The 19,936-nt window shown below is 32.8% G+C and carries 18 protein-coding genes and 1 pseudogene; 7 read left to right on the top strand and 12 right to left on the bottom strand.

All coding sequences use genetic code 11. The annotated features are described in order from the left end of the window. Positions 1-3 precede the first annotated feature (3 nt). The 3 genes from JVU85_RS00205 to JVU85_RS00195 all read right to left on the bottom strand — a co-directional run bounded on the left by JVU85_RS00205 (position 4) and on the right by JVU85_RS00195 (position 4,303). Entirely contained in the window at positions 4-1,338 is a 1,335-nt protein-coding gene (locus tag JVU85_RS00205) for an LLM class flavin-dependent oxidoreductase (protein ID WP_135024439.1), read from the bottom strand. Beyond that, the gene (locus tag JVU85_RS00200; protein WP_135024438.1) at positions 1,335-2,354 is read right to left on the bottom strand and encodes an MsnO8 family LLM class oxidoreductase; all 1,020 of its coding nucleotides are present in this window, start codon (positions 2,352-2,354) and stop codon (positions 1,335-1,337) included. Before JVU85_RS00200 ends, JVU85_RS00205 begins: the two co-directional genes overlap by 4 nt. A 281-nt stretch (positions 2,355-2,635) precedes the next feature. Next, positions 2,636-4,303: a Na/Pi cotransporter family protein gene (locus tag JVU85_RS00195; protein WP_204171508.1), complete on the bottom strand. Its 1,668-nt coding sequence runs from the start codon at positions 4,301-4,303 to the stop codon at positions 2,636-2,638. Between the two features lie 310 nt (positions 4,304-4,613). Here JVU85_RS00195 and JVU85_RS00190 point away from each other — a divergent pair, with 310 nt between their 5' ends. Further along, positions 4,614-5,552, top strand: coding sequence for a magnesium transporter CorA family protein (locus tag JVU85_RS00190; RefSeq protein ID WP_002510076.1), 939 nt, complete (start codon positions 4,614-4,616; stop codon positions 5,550-5,552). A 255-nt stretch (positions 5,553-5,807) separates the two neighbouring features. Here JVU85_RS00190 and JVU85_RS00185 read toward each other — a convergent pair whose 3' ends face one another. Beyond that, the gene (locus JVU85_RS00185) at positions 5,808-7,247 is read right to left on the bottom strand and encodes a sucrose-specific PTS transporter subunit IIBC (protein WP_002510075.1); all 1,440 of its coding nucleotides are present in this window, start codon (positions 7,245-7,247) and stop codon (positions 5,808-5,810) included. Positions 7,248-7,496: 249 nt separating this feature from the next. Between JVU85_RS00185 and JVU85_RS00180 the strand changes: the two genes are divergently transcribed. Then, positions 7,497-7,838 carry a DUF4889 domain-containing protein gene (locus tag JVU85_RS00180; RefSeq protein WP_002510074.1) on the top strand — a complete coding sequence of 114 codons (342 nt, stop codon included), beginning with the start codon at positions 7,497-7,499 and terminating at the stop codon, positions 7,836-7,838. A gap of 90 nt (positions 7,839-7,928) precedes the next feature. Here the strand turns inward: JVU85_RS00180 and JVU85_RS00175 are convergent, their stop codons facing one another. Beyond that, entirely contained in the window at positions 7,929-8,282 is a 354-nt protein-coding gene (locus JVU85_RS00175; protein WP_002510073.1) for a DUF3139 domain-containing protein, read from the bottom strand. Between the two features lie 236 nt (positions 8,283-8,518). Between JVU85_RS00175 and JVU85_RS00170 the strand changes: the two genes are divergently transcribed. Then, positions 8,519-8,959 carry a MarR family winged helix-turn-helix transcriptional regulator gene (locus tag JVU85_RS00170; RefSeq protein WP_002510072.1) on the top strand — a complete coding sequence of 147 codons (441 nt, stop codon included), beginning with the start codon at positions 8,519-8,521 and terminating at the stop codon, positions 8,957-8,959. A gap of 226 nt (positions 8,960-9,185) precedes the next feature. Further along, positions 9,186-9,614 (top strand): Hsp20 family protein, encoded by a 429-nt coding sequence (locus JVU85_RS00165; protein ID WP_002510071.1) that lies wholly within the window; start codon positions 9,186-9,188, stop codon positions 9,612-9,614. A 74-nt stretch (positions 9,615-9,688) separates the two neighbouring features. Here the strand turns inward: JVU85_RS00165 and JVU85_RS00160 are convergent, their stop codons facing one another. Next, positions 9,689-10,225 carry a GNAT family N-acetyltransferase gene (locus JVU85_RS00160; RefSeq protein ID WP_002510070.1) on the bottom strand — a complete coding sequence of 179 codons (537 nt, stop codon included), beginning with the start codon at positions 10,223-10,225 and terminating at the stop codon, positions 9,689-9,691. Positions 10,226-10,357: 132 nt separating this feature from the next. Further along, positions 10,358-11,185, bottom strand: coding sequence for a formate/nitrite transporter family protein (locus tag JVU85_RS00155; protein ID WP_002510069.1), 828 nt, complete (start codon positions 11,183-11,185; stop codon positions 10,358-10,360). A 185-nt stretch (positions 11,186-11,370) separates the two neighbouring features. On the opposite strand from JVU85_RS00155, the gene JVU85_RS00150 reads away from it, so the two are divergent. Beyond that, positions 11,371-11,778, top strand: a complete 408-nt coding sequence (locus JVU85_RS00150) for an Rrf2 family transcriptional regulator (RefSeq protein ID WP_142019420.1) — start codon at positions 11,371-11,373, stop codon at positions 11,776-11,778. Positions 11,779-12,041: 263 nt separating this feature from the next. Here JVU85_RS00150 and JVU85_RS00145 read toward each other — a convergent pair whose 3' ends face one another. After that, the gene (locus JVU85_RS00145) at positions 12,042-12,743 is read right to left on the bottom strand and encodes a GntR family transcriptional regulator (protein WP_002510067.1); all 702 of its coding nucleotides are present in this window, start codon (positions 12,741-12,743) and stop codon (positions 12,042-12,044) included. A gap of 159 nt (positions 12,744-12,902) precedes the next feature. Here JVU85_RS00145 and JVU85_RS00140 point away from each other — a divergent pair, with 159 nt between their 5' ends. Both JVU85_RS00140 and JVU85_RS00135 read left to right on the top strand, forming a co-directional pair. After that, positions 12,903-14,804: a beta-glucoside-specific PTS transporter subunit IIABC gene (locus tag JVU85_RS00140; RefSeq protein WP_193325448.1), complete on the top strand. Its 1,902-nt coding sequence runs from the start codon at positions 12,903-12,905 to the stop codon at positions 14,802-14,804. A gap of 19 nt (positions 14,805-14,823) precedes the next feature. Beyond that, complete coding sequence (locus JVU85_RS00135) at positions 14,824-16,263, top strand: 6-phospho-beta-glucosidase (RefSeq protein ID WP_204171507.1); 1,440 nt, start codon at positions 14,824-14,826, stop codon at positions 16,261-16,263. Between the two features lie 356 nt (positions 16,264-16,619). Here the strand turns inward: JVU85_RS00135 and JVU85_RS00130 are convergent, their stop codons facing one another. The 4 genes and pseudogenes from JVU85_RS00130 to JVU85_RS00115 all read right to left on the bottom strand — a co-directional run. Next, complete coding sequence (locus JVU85_RS00130; protein ID WP_002510065.1) at positions 16,620-17,093, bottom strand: SRPBCC domain-containing protein; 474 nt, start codon at positions 17,091-17,093, stop codon at positions 16,620-16,622. Then, positions 17,094-17,693 carry a helix-hairpin-helix domain-containing protein gene (locus tag JVU85_RS00125; protein WP_107377774.1) on the bottom strand — a complete coding sequence of 200 codons (600 nt, stop codon included), beginning with the start codon at positions 17,691-17,693 and terminating at the stop codon, positions 17,094-17,096. A 138-nt stretch (positions 17,694-17,831) separates the two neighbouring features. After that, positions 17,832-18,347, bottom strand: a complete 516-nt coding sequence (locus JVU85_RS00120; protein ID WP_002510063.1) for a YceI family protein — start codon at positions 18,345-18,347, stop codon at positions 17,832-17,834. A gap of 509 nt (positions 18,348-18,856) precedes the next feature. Further along, positions 18,857-19,819 (bottom strand): annotated as a pseudogene (locus JVU85_RS00115) (metal ABC transporter solute-binding protein, Zn/Mn family); the annotation flags it as partial. Positions 19,820-19,936: the final 117 nt, after the last annotated feature.

Raw genomic sequence — 19,936 nt, 5'->3', positions numbered from 1 at the left:
TCGCTATTTGGTATGCTCAACACTTTGTTGTTGATATCTATTAGCTTTAAATGGAACTCCAATATTTTCACGTAATGTTGTTCCTTGATAAGTTGCATCGTAATAGCCTTTAGCTTCTAAAATCGGTAAAACATTGTTAATAAACTCTTCATAATTATCTCCATAAATATGAGGTCCGAATATAAAACCATCTGCAGCTCCCGCCTCAAACCAATCAATTATTGTTTGAGCTACATCTTTATAAGTTCCAAAGAATGGAGATTTGCGTGTTGTTTCTTCTAATGCTACTTGACGTAAAGTTAAATTGTTGTCGCGTGCACGTTGTGCAATAGCTTCAGTAGTAGCTCGGAAACTATTTTTACCAACATCACCTAACTCTGGGAAAGGTGCATCAAGTTCATATTGAGAAAAATCATGGTGATCATAATAACGGCCTAAATAAGTTAACGCTTCTTCAATTGTTGTTAATGACTTTATTTCATCATAACGTGCTTCGGCAATATCAATAGTTTCACCTAGTATAGGTGATAATATAGGATAAATTTTAATATCATCAGGTTGGCGTCCATATTCAACAGCTTGTTGTTTAATGCTGTCATAATTCTTCACAGCACTTTCTATACTTTCACCAATAATAAAGACAGCATCTGCATATTGTGCAGCATAAGCTTGCCCTTTTGGAGACGCACCTGCCTGAAAAATTACAGGTTGACCTTGTTCTGATCTATCAATATTTAAAGGTCCTTTAACTTGGAAATAGTTACCTTGATAATTTAAAGTGTGCATTTTGTCCTGATCTACATATTGGTTATGCTCTACATCTCTTGGAAATGCATCGTCTTCATAAGAATCCCACAATCCTTGAACTACATTTATATGCTCTTCAGCTATGTCGTATCGAACATCATGCTCTGGATGTTCACCTTTACTATAATTGTCAGCACTTCCTTCTAATGGAGAAGTCACTACATTCCAACCTGCACGTCCATGACTCAACTTATCTATAGTTGCAAGTTGTCTCGCTATTGTAAAAGGTTCACTATAAGACGTAGAAATCGTTCCAACTAAACCGATATAACGCGTAATAGGTGCCAACGCAGCTAATAATGTTAAAGGTTCAAAACGATTTAAGAAATGTGGTATCGATTTATCATTAATATATAAACCATCAGCAACAAATAAAAAGCTAAAGCCTGCTTCTTCCGCTTGACGAGCAATTTTTAATTGAAAGTCAAAATTAGTACTAGCGTCACTAGGTACTTCGTCAGACTTCCAAGCATGCATATGACCCCCTGGACCATTTAACATTATGCCAAAATCTATTTTTTTATTGCTCATATAATCCCTGCTTTCGTATTATTTATTATCTTATTGCTAGGTGCTAGTTGCTTAACTGTCTTAACACGTAGCGCATGACTTTGCACTGGCATATGTAACATTAATTCATCTACATAGCCTTCGATGACTAATCGTTGTAATTCTGTTTCTACTTCTTGTTTAGAGCCATTAATCACATCAATTTTCTTCTCTTCAACAGTTAGATTTTCTGAGGATTGTGAACGAAATGTTTCGACTTGCTCGAGGGTATTAACTGTTAAACTTTTGCCTTCTGCTAGCTGGACGCGATAATTCGTACGACCTTCTTCAACTTGTTGTTTGTCCGCATCATTCTCGACCACAACTGCAGCTGCCGCTACTACAAAAATCCCCTCTGGAAATAATTGTTTATAAATACGTGCTGCTTCTTCAAGTGCCTCTTTACTCGAATTAATGAAATAAGCAAATATGAAATTCACTTGTTCCTTTGCGGCTAATTCAGCCGAAGATTTACTACCGCCTAGCAGAAAAATATTTGGCTTCGGTGTATCATCTGAACGGTTAGCTGTTTGTAATTGTTTAAACTCATTATCTTTTAGAAAGCTATTAGAGTTAAATTGATTTAATAAGTGTAATTTTTCTTCAAATGCAATTGGCGGATTTTGTAATTCCATTTGTAGCGCTTTTGTAGCTAATGGAAAGCCCCCTGGCGCTTTGCCAACACCTAAATCTACTCTACCGGGTGCTAATTGACTTATGAGATGAAATTGTTCCACCACTTTAAAAGGACTATAGTGCTGTAACATTACTCCTCCTGAACCAATGTTTATACGCTCTGTTTTAGTTAATAAATGCGTTACTAATATTTCTGGACTCGTACCTACTACTTCAGGAATATTATGATGTTCTGCTAAGAAATAACGAGTGTAATCTAGTTCATCTGCAATTTGTGATAATTCAATTGTCCGCTTTAAACCGTCTTGCACTGATTCATGCTGTTCAATTGGACTTTGATCTAAAATGCTTAGCGCAACCATACGAATGCCCTCCTACTTTTTACCGTTTAATTATATTTATATTATGCCTAAATGTTTATTTTGTCAATCATTCTTATCGATTTAGTCGGATTTAAGGTGATTAAAAAGGGAGTGGGACAGAAATCTGATTTTGAAAAAATGATTTCGTCGTCCCACCCCGGCAAGGATGACTAGCGTTGAAAAAAAGCTTGCTTTGAAGCGCATTTTCAATGCAGTCAGCTACTGCCAATATGAAAAGAAACTAGGACAAATCAATTTTGTCCCAGCTTCTAATTGAATTATTATACCCATGCTGAATTATTTTCTGTATAGGTCTTATCATTACTAATATCGTCACCATAATTAATCATAGATTCTGAAATTACACGAGAATGATAGCCAATACGTTCTAAAATAGAAATCATATCAAGATAGCGAACTGCCCCTTCAGGTGTACATTCACCAGTGCTCAAACGCTTAATATGTTCTTTACGTAGATCATGTTCTAAACCATATGCTTCTTGGCTACGTTTAACAATTTCATCTTTCTTAATATCATCATACACATTAATGATATCAACCGTATCTCTAAAGGACACAGTAACATGTTCGTACAATTGACTTATACTAGTTAATGCTTTTTCAGATATATTCACCTTACCTTTAGCTTGTATGTCTAAATCATCCATATAAGCTTGAGAAAGGCTAGAAACTTTTAAAATTGCTCTATTAACATCAAATAATACGGACATGCGTTCAGCATCATTTGCAGATAATTTCTTTTGCGATATCTTCGTTAAATATTGACGAATATTATCGTACATATTTTCTATGACTTGATGTTTTTCCTCTGCATGTTTCTTACTTTTTTCGTCTTTATTTTGCGCACTTTCTAAGATAGATAAAGACATTTTACCAAGATTTTGAATTTCATCTTGTGCTTCTTGCAAAGCAAAACTTGGTGCTCTATCTATTAAATTTTTGTCTAATATTCTTGGTCTAAATTGTTCATTCACATCATTACCAGGAATAACTTTAGTTACTATCCATGCTAAAACAAAGACAAACGGTAATTGAATTAACGTATTTGTCACATTAAATGTACCATGTGCAAAAGCAATCACCATTTCAGGGTTCAATGAGAAAACACGTTGGAATACTTCCATAATATTTTGATATAACGGTAGTATTATTAAGAAAACCATGGCACCTATAACGTTAAACAGTACATGTACTAGTGCAACACGTTTAGCAGCTAATGTACCTGCTAAACCTGCTAATACTGCAGTAATTGTCGTTCCTATATTGTCACCTAATAATACCGGTAATGCGCCATGTAAAGAAATTAAATCATTTGCATAAAATCCTTGTAAAATACCTATTGTTGCACTTGAACTTTGTATAATCACAGTTAAGAAAGTTCCTGCTAAAACACCTAATATAGGGTTAGATGAAAGATTTAACATAATTTCGTTAAAGCCGTCTAACTCAGCAAGTGGTTTTACCGCACCACTCATCAATTCCAATCCATAAAATAGTGCACCAAAGCCAAATAAGATCATACCTATATTTTTTGCTTTACGTTTGTGTATAAAGAAAATTAAAAATGCACCTAATGCAAGTATTGGTAATGCATATTCACCGATATCTATCCCGATGATAAAAGCAGTTACCGTAGTACCTATATTAGCCCCCATAACTACACCAATTGCTTGTCTCATTGTCATAAATCCAGCTGTAACTAAACCGATTGTAATTACAGTTGTACCAGAACTACTTTGAATCAAAATAGTCACAACCATACCTGCTATAACACCCATAATTGGGTTACTTGTAAATTTATTTAAAATATCGCGTAGTCGATCTCCAGCGCTAGCTTGTAAACCGTCACCCATTTGCTTAATTCCATATAGAAAAATACCTAAACCACCGATGAAAGTGAAGATAATCTCCATTGCAGATATATCCATTTTTGCACCTCTTCATATAATTTGTAAATCACGTTAATTATATCTAATGTTTTTTAAGCCAATGTAAATTTTAAGTTAATTTTTTAGAAGTAATAACAAAATATTAACGTAATATGATTACAAATTATCATAATAGTCTCATAATTTAAAATAAATATCAGCTGCATATATGCTTTTGTTGAGCACTTTCATTGCCTATAACATTGATAGTGACAGTATTTAGCACAATATATCGTATAAAATCTTGTCACTTTATTAGTTATTCGCTAATATAAATAAGTATTAAAAATTGAAAGGAAGTATCTAGGTCATGATAAATGCATACAAACACGACAGTTCACAAGCAATTACTCGCTCAGCTTTAGACACTTCTACATCATGGATTAACGTGATTGACCCAGAACGCGAAGAAATTGAATTATTAATGTCACAATTTCATATTCCTGAGGATTTTATACGCGACCCTTTAGATTCAGAAGAAAGTGCTCGTATTGAATATGATGAAGATAGTGGCTATTCACTGATCATTATTGATTTACCTATAGTTAACAATAAAAATTTAAAAGTACTATCATTTATAACCATACCTTTAGGCATCATTATTGGTAATAAAAAAATATTAACTGTGTGTAGTGAAGAAATAGAATTTCTCGATAATTTTTCACGCCAACCTATTAATTTAAACTTCCATAGTCGTTTTGCTTTAAATATCTTGTTAACAATTGCCAATCATTATAATAGAAATTTACGTTTGTTAAACAAAACACGTTTAAGAATTGAGCGTGAACTAAAAAACAATGTGACAAATAAACAACTTTATAATCTAATGGAAGTAGAAAAAAGTTTAGTGTACTTTTTAGCTGCTTTAAAAGGTAATGATAATATTATTAAAAAGCTATTTCGTTTACCTGCAATTAAGCGATTTGAAGCTGACGAAGAATTATTAGAAGATTTAATTATAGAAAATAAACAAGCAGTAGAAACCACAGAATTGTACACTAATATTTTAGAAAGTATTACAACTTCATATGCATCTCTATTATCTAATGAAATGAATAATACAATGAAAACTTTAACATTATTCACTGTATTTTTAACTTTGCCTACATTAGTCTTTAGCTTTTTTGGCATGAATGTACCCTTACCGATTGATGACCATAGTTATATCTCTTGGATCATCGTCATTGGACTTTCACTCATTTTAGTATCTATTGTAGGGGCGTTTCTATGGAGAAAACAAAAACTCTGATGCTGTAAGACCTTGTTTTTAGGTTATTTATAATACTCAACCTTTTAGACTGTCGACAAAGTTTTCAATTTTGTTGGCAGTTTTTTTATACACGCTTTCGGCGAGTGCTATTCTCGCAGGAGTCGGCATAAAACACCTTATTTTGGATCTTTAGTAAAAACTATACACGTCGTTTTCATAATGTAATAAATAACCCCTTCGCATTAGTGTGCGAAGGGGTTATTTATGTTCTGACTGCAGGCTTTTTAACACTCATTAATTTTGTTGGCGGTATGTTTTGCGGAATGACAATAAAACAGTAATGATAAAGGTCACGCTAAATGCAATAAGCATACCAATAAAGTAATGTAACCATCCAGCATTGAGACCATTGATTGAAATAAAACCTGGTAAGCCAGCTGTGCCTAATGCTACAGCTTTAACTTTAAAGAATGAAACATACGCCGCTGCTACGCCTGAACCTACAATCGCACCGATAAAAGGATACTTCAATTTTAAGTTTACTCCAAACAGTGCTGGTTCTGTAATACCTAACAATGCTGAAATGCCAGACGCAGATGCTACACCTTTTAACTTCTTATTTTGTTTAATCACGCAGAACGCTGCTAAGGCAGCTGCACCTTGTGCGATATTTGACATCGTTGCTATAGGAAAAATAAAAGAACCACCTGTTGATGCGCTGTCAGCTATTAATTGGGTCTCTATCGCTATAAAACTATGATGCATTCCAGTAATGACGATTGGTGCGTACAATAGACCAAATATCAAACCACCTATTGCACCTCCAAATTCGTATAACCACGTTAAGCCATCAGATAGCCAATAGCCTAAAGTACGTGTAATTGGGCCTACGAATAAAAACGTTAGAAACGCAGTCACAAATATCGAAACTAGAGGCGTTACTAAATTATCTAATGCTGTGGGCATAAATTTACGAAGACTAAGCTCTAATTTAGCTAAAATATATGACGCAACTAAAATAGGTAATACCTGTCCTTGATATCCTACTTGATTGATATCCAACCCAAATAGTTGCCATTGTGGTATTTCTTTATTTTGCTCTAATGCTTTAGGATAATCATATGCGCTCATTAATTCTGGATGCACTAGTATCATACCTAATGCTGCACCAAGAAAGGCATTGCCACCAAATCGCTTGGCCGCGCTAAAACCAATTAAAATTGGCAATAGTGTAAATGGCGCATTAGCAAAAATATTAATCATTTCTGCCAACCCAGCAAATTGCTGATGCATTTCTATAATAGATTGATTCTCATAAAATAAACCGGGTGCCGTCAATATATTATTAATACCCATCAATAAGCCGCCCGCTACAATAGCTGGAATAATGGGTACGAAAATATCTGATAACATTTTCACAAATTGTTGTAGTGGATTCATTCGTTTCGTCCCTTGAGATTTTACCTCTGAAGTCGTCGAAGCTTCTTTACCGGTAAGTTTTTCAAGTTCACTAAACACTTTGTTAACAATCCCTGAACCTAATATGATTTGATATTGTCCACCAGTCATAAAAGTTCCTTTGACATGTTCTATCTCAGCTAATTGATTCTCATCAATCTGCTCTGTATCTTTTAATACCAATCTAAGTCTAGTAGCACAATGTGCCATCGTATCGATATTATCATTTCCACCTATAGCGGTTAAAATTTCTTCTGCAATCTTTTTATTGTTCATATTAATAAACCTCCACAGTAAAATAGAACCGGTTCCAAAACACATAAACAATTGTAACCGGTTCCAACTAAAATCGCAAACTTTTTTTTAATTATTTCCTACTCCAACCTACTTTTAGTAATTTTTTGTAAATTACGTCCATTTTGTTACAGATTCAACATTTTCTATATTTATAGTTCATATTTAATTGCTTTCTACCTATATTTTAGTTATAAAAGAATTAGATGATTAAAAGGAGCAATGATTACAATGAATAAAAAAGTATTCAGTATTGGCTTAATTGCCGTAATGCTAATTGTCAGTGTTGTACTCATAATTATTATGATGACTTCAGGTGAAAAAGAAACTTATTTTGGCTATATGAAAAATAGTAACACTGCTGACAAAGTAATTAACGAAAAAGATCATAAAATCGAAGAAAATGTTAAGCTACCTGCAAAAGATGGATTTTCTCCAAAAGAAGGAGATTTTGTAAGATTAGTAAAATCCTCTAAATCAGATGAATATACTAAAATGCAAGTAGTTAGCCATGATGATGTACCTCACGGATTAATGATGAAAATACATGACATGGACGAAATGAAACATTAATCGAATGCTTCACTACTGTTCAAAAAAATAGCGCGTCCATTTAATTCAACTTAAATGGACGCGCTATTTTATGACACTAAATATTAAATATTATTGTGGTTTATATTTATCATCAAACTCATTATACTTTGCCTTTTTAATATTTTTCTTCGTTTCAGTATCAAAACCTTGAACTACTATGCCTTTAAAAGTACTAATAGGTTGAACTACATATGTGATTGACGGATTATCTTTAAACTTCACTTCTTTATAATATAATCCTTTTTGCCCACTGTATTTTGTTTTTTCCTCTTTTATTTTATCTGTTAAATTATGCTCTGCTAAATATTTATCTACTAATTCTATATTTTTATGTCCTTGATACATTCGCATTCCAATAAATAAAGCAGCAGCTACTATAAACGATACAATTAAAATAACAATTACTTTCAAAACCGTTTTCATTACTAATCTCCTTTGAATCTGCAATTTTTATCATGTTCTTTTTAGTATGACTTAAAATATTTATTTTAGAAAGACATACTCAAGATTTGTAACAAAATCTCCTTAATATTAACTATTTAACTAATAAATTTACCTATATCTTCTTAGATTACTATATTTGTACCTTAGACAAGCGATTCTTTATTGACAAGACGCTTACTTCATACTATCGTTAAGTTTCAAAAGGGGTGACAAATATGACAAAAAAAGATAATTATTTGGAACGACAACTATGTTTCTTATTTTATGTATCTTCGAAAGAAATTATCAAAAAATATACATCATATTTAAAAGAGTATGACTTGACGTATACTGGGTATATTGTTTTACTCGCTATCGAAAGCGACGAAAAAATCAATATTAAATCACTAGGGGAACGTGTATTTCTTGATTCCGGTACATTAACACCTTTACTGAAAAAATTAGAAAAAAAAGGTTATGTCGACCGTATTCGTGAAACAAACGATGAAAGAAATTTACAAATTTCACTGACAGAGAAAGGCAAATCTATCCAAGAACCACTTTCAAAAATTTCCATGCAAGTATTTGGTGAGTTCGATATGGATTTAGATGAAGCAATCGAGCTAAAATCAACGCTTCAAAATTTCGTAAATAAGAACTTCTCAAAAGATCTGTAAATTCCATTAGTTGAGGTATCTAGAGTAAGTCTATGCAGAATTAGCCTTAAACTTTGCCTTTTGCTTGCCTTTTTACCTCTATTTAATTTACTTTACCTCTCCTTAGCGCATATGTACTAATATGTGTCTTTGCTTTCTTTTTCCACTTTTACCTTTTACAATATAGCTAGATGATACTTTAACTATTGCAACATATTATCCATTTTAATAAAGGGAGCGATATTGTATGGCATTTGAAAAAAAACCATTTAATAATGCTTTATTTGACGTTGATCCAGGTGAATTTTTTAAGGATTTTGGACGCCAAATATTTGAACAAACGCCACTAAAACGTGATATAAAAACTGACATAATTGAATTTGAAGATAAATACACTGTAGTAGCCGAATTACCAGGTTTCACTAAAGAAAGTATAACCTTACAATATGAGAACCAAGTACTTACTATTGCTGCTGATCAAGTAATTGTTAATGAGGCTGACAAAGGTACTGTTATTCATAAAGAACGTAATACACACAATTTACGTCGTCAATTCTCATTTGAACATATTGATAAAACTAAAATTGCAGCGACTTTTACTAACGGTTTACTATATGTAACATTACCGAAAAAAGTAGACACCGTTGATGATGCATCAACAATTGAAATTAACTAAATTAAACTAATAAAGGCTAATGTAATCGCATAATTACATTAGCCTTTATTATATACGTATCACAGTATAGTTAGTTAAAACGGTGGATGCCCTAAAACTGATTCATCAAAGCGTTCTGGTATTAACACTTTGCGCATAATTACGCCTAAATCACCGTCATCACTTTCATGTTCTGCATACACTTCATACCCTCGTTTTTTGTAAATATCCAATAACCATGGATGTTTGCGTGCAGAAGTCCCTAAAGTAACTGCAGGTGCTTTTAAAGTATCACGTAAATACGTCTCTTCCACATAGGTCAATAGTTTACTACCAATGCCTTGTCCATCATAACTAGGTTTCGTGGCAAACCACCATACAAATGGATACATAGAAATACGACTTTGTCCTTCCCATGGGTAACGCACTGTTATTGTAGAAATAATTTCACTATCATTTTCCAATACGAAAGTAGTACTATTAGTTAAATTTTTCTTAACTAATGCTAAATCAGCATTAACAGATGGCCAATCTATGCCTAATTCTCGTAATGGTGTAAATGCTTCATACATTAATTTTTGCAATGCTTCAGCATCAGCTTCTACTGCTATTCTAATATTATATTCAGACACAATAATACTCCTCCTTGTTCTCATTACTTAGCTGTAATATTCAAATCACCTGCATAAATAGTACATGCTCAACAAGAGTAGTACAATTAAAATGACTTGAGCAAGTCACAGCCCAAGTCATTTATAGTTATTTTATTTTTCTTTTGTGACCATACTATTTCTATCACCATTTAAGTACGCATAAACAAGACCGACAAAAATACCCCCACCAATATAGTTACCAATAAATGCATAGAATAAATTTTTAAGTACATCTAACCAACTCAATGCTTCTAAATTATAAAACACCATACCTGCATATAAACCAGCATTAAACACTACATGTTCATATCCCATGAACACAAATACAATTACGCCACAAGCAATAAAAAATGTTTTAGAAAGCCCATCCTTAAATTGTATCGATACATAGATACCTATGTTGATAAAGAAATTACAAAAAATAGCTTTTACTAATATTTCATACCAGGATGAGTCAACTGTTTTAAGTTGTACCATATCTGACAATGCTGTTATCATTTCAGGCGTCATTATTTGAGTGAATTTCATTAAACCAAATAAAATAAAACCACCCACAATATTAAAAGCAAAACACACCATAGCAATTACAACTATTTTGTTTAATGTTATTACTTTGTAATACCATCCAATAGTTAAGTACATAAAATTACTAGTTAACAACTCTGAGTGCGTTAGTACAATTAACACTAAAGCTAAACTAAAGGATATTGCACCTACTAAGCCTATTAATCCATCATTTGTTCCAGCAAATAACGTTTTCATAGCAAACATAAACACAGTAACTATAGCTAATAAAAAACCTGACATAATAGCTTTCAATATGTATCGTCCAGGTGTACGTTCGATCATTACTTGCTTCATTTGTACTTGATTTACTGCGTTTTCGACTGTAGCTTTTGACATAAACGTATCTTCCACAGACTTTGTATTTTTAATCATAGTAAATCCCCTTTAAAATTAATATTTTTTTAAAATTCAATTACATCATACTAAAATGTTCGCTTATATGATAGAGGTGAATTTCGACACAAAGTATTAAAGATATTGAATTTACCTACTAAAGAGCGTAAACTTTACTTGTATCTAAAAATAACACAAGGAATATAAAGAAAGGGGCCTACACGATGAACACACAGTTTTCCGTAGCCATTCATATTTTAGTACTACTTGCAGCTGAAAAAGAACCTAGTTCTAGTCAGTATATCGCTTCAAGTGTTAACAGTAATGCTACGCTAGTGAGAAAAATTTGTCGCTATTTAAAAGATGGTCACTTTATAAAAAGTAGTCAAGGTGTGGCTGGCTATAGTTTAAATACCCGTGCCTCTGAAATTAATTTAGGCGCTGTCTATCAATATATATTCAACGCTGAGACACACTTTGCAAAAATTCATCAAGATACCAATCCTAACTGCCCAATAGGACATAATATTACGCACGTATTAGATGATATTTATCAAGAAGTAGATCAAGCTATCATTGATAAATTAAGTAACTACACTATTGCAAACATCCATCATCGTATAAGCAATTAAAACAACTTTTTATTTGTTATTCAAAGGTCCTTATTATTGAATAACAAAATATAACTTGTACCGATTTTGTAACTTGCTGACGCCCGGGGTAATAGTATGAGTGAGAGACTACAGGCTCGAACCAAACCCCAGGCAAGCATGCACGGTCAAAATCGAATATTTTAAATGCAGTCAGCTACTGCCAATTTGAAAAGAGTCTAGGACGAATCAATATTGTCCCAGCCTCTCCCTTATTTTAAACATAGAGCTTTATGTTCCAAACTTTATTTTAATGCTGGAATATAGAATAGCGCATTTTCATAATGATAAACCAGTTGTGAATAATCAAATGGCACTCCTGTAGTCGTATAAAATAATTGCTCATATCGTAAGCATGGTTCTCCAGCTTGTAATGATAGTTTTGGCGCTTCATTCTCTGTTAATTTATCTACTTTAAAATAAATATCTGAAAAGCCAATTTTCACTTTTAAGTGCTGCTCTAAATATTCAAATATAGAAGACTCTGCTATCCCTTCATTTAAATACAACACTACACTTTTGTTAAAATAAGATAACTCAGTACAAAACGTTTTATTATCTACATAAATAACTCTCTCAACTTTATAAATTGGTTCATCAGCCTCTAATTTCAACTGCTTTTGTACATGTTTACTAGGTGTTACCTCAGCTACTTCTTTCACTTCATAAGTCAATTGACGTCCAACTATTTCATCATGAAATCCACTAGCTGAAAATAAATTAACATAGCCATCTTTCTTTTTGTTTCTCACATATATTCCGCTACCCCTAGTTTGAAATATAATACCCTTTTTTTCCAAATTCTCTAAAGCTTTTATCACAGTGCTCTTACTCACACCATATATCTCTTTGAATTTTTCAACGTTAGGTAATTTATCTCCCGCTTCATAATGTTCTTTTTCTATATATTCATTTATTTCTTGAGCAATCATTTCGTATTTCAGCATACCTAGTCCTCACTTATATTATTATAATCTAATTTTAGCATGATATAACATAACATAACAGACAATCTAAATACACCCCTCTTTACAAATTGTACCGGTACAAATATAATAGGCTTATGTTATTTGAAAACGCTTTACTAAAAGAGAGGGGTAGTTTATGTGTCAGCTAAAAATGAAACATTAGCACAAAATATTTTAGAAGCTGTAGGTGGAGAAGAAAATATTATCAGTAGCACACACTGTGCAACACGATTACGTTTAGTCTTAAAACGCTCTCAACCTGATGCCAAAAAGAAAGTTGCTAATATCGATGGTGTAGTTACCGTTGTAGAAAACAATGGCCAATTTCAAGTTGTTATTGGCAATAATGTAGGAGATGTCTATAAAGCTTTCGAAAGTTTAATTCACTCCGAAGACACTAATGAGACAACGCAAGCGTCTAACGAACCAAAAGGAAGTATATTAAATAGAGTTATCGCTACTATGTCTGCAGTATTTGCACCATTTATTTACATTTTAGCAGCAGCAGGTATTTTGCAAGGATTACTTATAATAAGCAAAATGATCTACCCTCCAGTAGAACATACAGGTACTTTTGAAGTATTTAACTTTATTTCATGGGCACCTTTCACCTTTTTACCAATTTTTATAGCTATTACAGCGGCTAGACATTTTAATGTAAATTTATATATTGCTGTAGCATGTTCAGCTGCTTTAGTTAGCCCAGATTTAACAGCGATAATAGATAAAATTGGTTCAGGAGATACAGTTAAATTTCTAGGTATACCTTTATCAGAGACGAGTTATACAACATCTGTATTACCACCATTGTTTCTAGTATGGTTATTATCATATGTTGAAAAATTCCTAAATAAATATATTCATGATGTTGTAAAACCTTTATTCACACCATTCTTTAGCATTGTAATTATGGTACCTCTAACATTAATCGTTATCGGCCCTATCACTACATTGATTGCTCAAGGATTAGCTGGTGGCTTTAATACTTTAGTTGATGTTGCGCCATGGTTAGCCGGCACATTAATCGGTGGATTTTGGCAAGTTTTTGTTATTTTCGGGGTACATTGGGGTATCACACCTGTAATTTTATCCAATTTTGAACAATATAAAAGCGATGCCTTTCAAGCTTATCAGACGATTGCAGTTATATCTCAAATTGGTGCAGTTTTAGGAGTATTAATTAAAGTTAAAATTATCGATATCAAGCGTGTTGCTTCATCAGCAGCTATAACTGGTATCTTTGGAATTACAGAACCATCAATGTATGGTGTTAACTTACGCTTTAAAAAGCCCTTTATTATCGCCTGTGTCAGTGGTGCTATAGGTGCTTTTGTCGCAAGTTTCTTTAACCCTAAATATTATGCTTATGCTGGTTTACCAGGTCCTATTACTATCTTTAATGGCTTCAGCCCAGATAATCCTACGTCGATTTGGGGCATTATTATAGGATCACTTATAGGTCTTTTATTACCTATAATTTTAATTCAATTTTTAGGTTATGGAGAAGATACGACTCAAACTGAGACTGATGAACCAAGTGCAAATAATACTACTGAGTCAACGGCAACAACAATGACACAAACAGAAAATAATTTAGTAACACCGATTAATGGACAAATTGTACCACTATCGGAAGTTGATGACCCAATTTTTGCTGAAGAAATGATGGGACAAGGAATTGCCATTAAACCAAGTGACACTACTGTGTATGCACCAAGTGATGGTGTAATTAGCATGGTAGCTCCAAGTAAACACGCAGTTGGTATTACTACTGCTGATGGCATAGAAATGTTAATACATGTCGGATTAGACACTGTAAAAATGGAAGGTCAAGGTTTCAAACTCTTAGTGGCTGAAAATGATACCGTAGCTAAAAATCAGCCAGTATTAGAATTTGATAAAAAGTTCATCGAGAATTCTGGTTATACTTCAATTGTGCCATTCATTATTACTAACTCAAGTGAATTCAATGAGATTATTCCGCAGTATTATGAACAAGCTACACACAATGATACGGTGCTATCAATTATCAACAAATAATTTAAAGGAGAGTTTAGTTATGACAAAATTACCAAAAGAATTTTTATGGGGTGGCGCTTTAGCTGCCAATCAATTTGAAGGTGGCTATGACGCAGATGGCAAAGGATTAAGTGTGATTGATATAATGACTGCAGGTGCTCATGGTACAGCAAGACAAATCACACAAGATGTAGATCCTAATCAATATTATCCTAATCATATCGGTATAGATTTTTACAATCGCTATAAAGAGGATATTGCGTTATTTAATGAGATGGGATTAAAATGTTTACGAACTTCTATTGCTTGGTCAAGAATTTTTCCAAACGGCGATGAAAGTGAACCAAATGAAGCAGGTTTACAATTTTATGACAATGTGTTCGATGAATTATTAAAATACGGTATTGAACCAGTCATTACACTATCGCATTTTGAAATGCCATTACATTTAGCTAGAACTTATGGCGGTTTTAGAAGTAGAAAAGTTGCTGATTATTTTGCGAAATTCGCAGAAACGGTATTTACACGCTATAAAGATAAAGTTAAATATTGGATGACTTTTAATGAAATTAATAACCAAATGGATACTGATAATCCAATTTTCTTATGGACCAATTCAGGTGTGACAATTGAAGAAGGAGAAAACCCTGAAGAAGTTCTATATCAAGTAGCTCATAATGAATTGATTGCAAGTGCCAAAGCAGTAAAAATCGGCAAAGCAATTAATCCAGACTTTGAAATTGGTTTAATGATTTCCCATGTGGCAATTTATCCTTATTCTTGTAACCCTGAAGATATGATGGAATCTGTTAAAGCAAACCGTTTAAGATTCTTCTTCCCTGATGTACAAGTAAGAGGATATTACCCTGGTTATGCTAAGAAAATGTTCGCTAAAAAGAATTATAATATAGGTTGGCAAGATGGAGATGAGAAAATTCTTAAAGAAGGTACTGTGGACTATATTGGTTTCAGTTATTATATGTCAACGGTTGTCAAACATGATGCCGTACAATATACAGGTGAAAATGTAACCAATGGTGGTTTGCCAAACTCTGTCGACAATCCATATATCGAACAAAGTGATTGGGGATGGGCTATAGATCCAACAGGTTTGCGTTACACGCTAAATATTTTATACGATCGTTATCAATTACCGCTGTTTATAGTCGAGAATGGCTTTGGAGCAGTTGATACTTTTGACGACAATGGAGAAATACATGATCCATATCGTATTGATTACTTAAAAGCTCATATTAAAGCATCAATTGATGCCGTACATGAAGATGGTGTTGATTTAATGGGTTATACACCTTGGGGCATTATCGATATTATCTCTTTTACTACTGGTGAAATGAAAAAACGCTATGGTCTAATCCACGTAGATAGAGATAATGCAGGTAATGGGTCATTACAGCGTACTAAAAAAGAATCATTTGATTGGTATAAAAATGTCATCGCAAGCAATGGTGAACAATTATAAATGGTGAAATCAGAAAACGTCAATTTCTATATCTGCTCAATAGAAATTGACGTTTATTTTTAGTCAGAGCTATTTATATCCCCGACTCTTTATGAATATTAACTTTATTTTTTAAGTTTTGAAAGTATGTGTAAGCCATACGCAAAAATACCATAACCTAAAATGTTCTGCATCAACCACTGTTTAAAATTAACTTTAACATTCTTTGGCTGGCAGAGTATGTTAGGAATCAAAGTACTTAAAGTATATAGACCCAATACTTGTAAATATCGTTTATACAATTTATGCACCTCATTTCACTTATTTATTATAACTGAAATAGGTACTGCTGTTTGCTATTTAATTCACTTTCTTTATCATTTTGTGGCTAACAAACGTTCTAAATTATCAAAGGTACTATTCATTCCCTCTTCTACACCCATTTCTAATAACTGTTGTGCTGATTTGGCATCAGGCAATATAGATGTGGCAGTCAGTTGAGATACCCCATTACCCATATCTTGAATGTTTATGTTATTGTGCATCCCTGCCATTGACTTATCAATTTCACCATCTGGCGTCGCAAAATAATCATAATAATCAATAATATTAGGTCTTGTTATTTCATTATAATGCGTTACCGTATAACTTGAGCCTTGGGGTGCATGAATAGCAAAAAATGCTGACCCACCGTCACGAACATCGAATTCATATATTTCTAACGTCGTTCCTTCAGGATGAAACCATTGTTTAAACAACGTGGCATCTGTATACGCTTGAAAAATATGCTTGGGCTGAGCCTTAAAAGTTCGAGTGAATATAATTTGATTTTCTTTGATTTCAATTGTCATTTATAAATCTCCTTCTGGCATAATTACGTAAGACGTAACTGTTTTAATTTTTGCTGTCTTACTATGATTTTCAAACTCGATAAAATCAGCAAAATATGCTGGTTTACCTGCTTTATCAACTAGTGTACCGTGAATTGCTCCAGTTTTACCATGAGTTATATTGTGCTTCACTTCGATAGTAGAAAGTTCCGATGGATGTGCAGACAACTCTTCATAAAACTTATCTTTCCCCTCAATGGTAAAATATCCAGGCACTTTCCACTGAAATGATGTGTTTAATAATTCATCTAAGCGTTGTTGATCAAGTGTCGCAGTGGCAATTATATAATCTAAGAGCACTCGTCTTTTCGGTGCATTGTCACACTGTAAATCACCAATTAATTCAAACGGTAATTGTGGGTCCTTTGGTGCTGACGATTTAAAAGATAAGCTGTGGTTTGTTAAAGCCTCTTCTAATATTTGTATTGCCTTAGGACCTACACCGTGTAATTTCAATAAAGTTTGTTTATCATATTGCGCTATTTGTTCTAATGTAGTTATACCTTCATGCTTTAATGCATGAGTTGCTGGTTTGCCAATTTTAGGTAAAGGTTGACTCATTTGCTACCTCCTCAAATTTATACAAATTTGTATGTATATCATACCCGAAATGTTTTAAGTTAATTATTGATAACAATAAGGCCACACTCAATATATGGACAATTGAGTGTGGCCTTATTTATTATGAATATGTTTCTTTTATTCTTCTACTGCAAATTCTGCGCTGACTTCAAATTTAACTTCTTTACCAATCATTACGCCACCAGTTTCAAGTGCTTGGTTAAATGTCATACCATATTTTTCACGATCCACTTTACCTGTAACAACAACACCAACTGTTTGTGCACCGTTCATTGGGTTTTTACTTACACCTGGGAATTCAACATTAAAAGTTTCTTCGTGTGTTTGTCCTTTAATTGTTAAGTTACCAGTAATTTCATTGTTACTTACTGATGTCGTTTCGAATTTTATTTCAGGGTGATTTTCAATATCGAAGAAATCATTAGTACGTAAATGATTATCTCTATCTTCTACTCCTGTATCAATTGAATTAGCTTGAATTACAACTGATGCTTTTAATGAACTTAAATCATTTGTATCACCTTCAGCTTGAATATCGAAATCTTGGAAACGTCCTTTAATATTTGAGATTACTAAGTGTTTAATAGAAAATTCTACTGCAGAATGTGCTTTATCAAAATTTAATTTTGCCATGCTTTCTACCTCCAAATTTTATGATATATTTAGTATACCAAATATAATAAATATATCAAGTAATAAACTCAAACTTCTTCTTTTCATCTTCCCATTAAGTTCTTTTACTAATCATTTTGCTAAAAAAATTATTATTTTCTTAACTATTTTTACAACAAAAAATTTGTAGTTTCTCTGTATTAAACTGCCGACAAAACAGGGAGTAACCGAAATTTAACTTTATTAAATGGTTTGTATCATCCCATGCTAGAAGTGAAAACTTCATTTTAAAGCGCCTTTTCATTTCAGTTATCTCTGACAATGTGAAATTAATGTTGGCAATTTTTTTGCTCGCTTTCTGTGGGCACTGCCTTAGCCTGTAGTCCTCGGCTAGTGCTTTTCCCACCGGAGTCAGCCCAAATAACTGCAAATATAATGAGGCTGGGACAAATTAATTATGTCCCAGCCTTTCCCATGCAATAGATTGCGTCTGTTATTTATTACTTTTTGATTGTAAGGTATTAATAGCTTAGCGCTTTTTCAATATTTTTGATATTTTTGTTCATTAATTGTTGGTATGTCACCTTATTATCTTGTTCTTGTTGTTTATTTAGTGATTCCATATTATAAAACTTAACTGGCTTTGCATCTGTTTCTTTGCGAATAGTATCTGTAACTTTTGTAGAAACATTATCTTCATACAAAATGTATTTAACGTTCGCTTTGTTTATCGCTTTAACCATGTTTGTTAAATCTTTTTGTGATGGGTCTTCAGCACTCATATTTTGTACACCTTTTTGTTCAAAGCCGTAACGTTTTGCCAAGTAGCCCATTGATTCATGTGAAATATACAATGTTTTCCCTTGTTTATCTTTTGTCAATTTTGTTAGTTGTTGGTCTAATTGTTCAAGATCTGCTTGTAATTTTTTATAATTTTTTTCGTAAGTTTCTTTATGTGATGGATCTTTTTCTATTAATTGTTCTTTGATTGACTTAATAAATTGTTCATTTAACTTTGGATCTAACCACACATGTGGATCATACGTACCGTGTTGATGTTCTTCATGTTCATGTTTGTGATGATCATCATGCGATTCATGTGCTTCATGCTCATGTTGATCAGTTAATAGCTCTGACTTTTTCAAATCTTTTTGTAAGGATAACTTTTTATCATTATCTTTAATTGTCTTTGCTACTTTTTTAGCAACAGGGTCTAAGTCGTCCCCAGTATAAATAAATAAATCCGCTTTAGTTGCTTCCATTAAGTCTTTTTGTGTTGGTTCGTAACTATGTAAATCAGTCCCTGTTGGGTAAATTGATTTAACTTCTACATGTTTACCACCAATTTGTTCTGTGAACGATTTTAATGGAAAAACCGTTGTATTAATAGTAAGTTTTTCGCTTTTTTTATCAGTTGATGAAGCACTACTACAAGCAGCTAATACAATCATCAAAGCGCCTATCATTATAAGCATATATGTAATCTTTTTCATAATACCCTCCTGTAAATAGTAATCTTTACGATTTAATATTATATATCCCTACCGCCATAATTACAATAGTTTTTTAGTAATTGTTACGATTTATTTTTTCAATACAAAAAAGACTAA

It is taken from the genome of Staphylococcus sp. GDY8P72P (assembly GCF_016890655.1).
In the GTDB taxonomy this organism is placed as follows: domain Bacteria; phylum Bacillota; class Bacilli; order Staphylococcales; family Staphylococcaceae; genus Staphylococcus; species Staphylococcus arlettae.
This window is presented reverse-complemented; position numbering and strand designations above follow the sequence as displayed.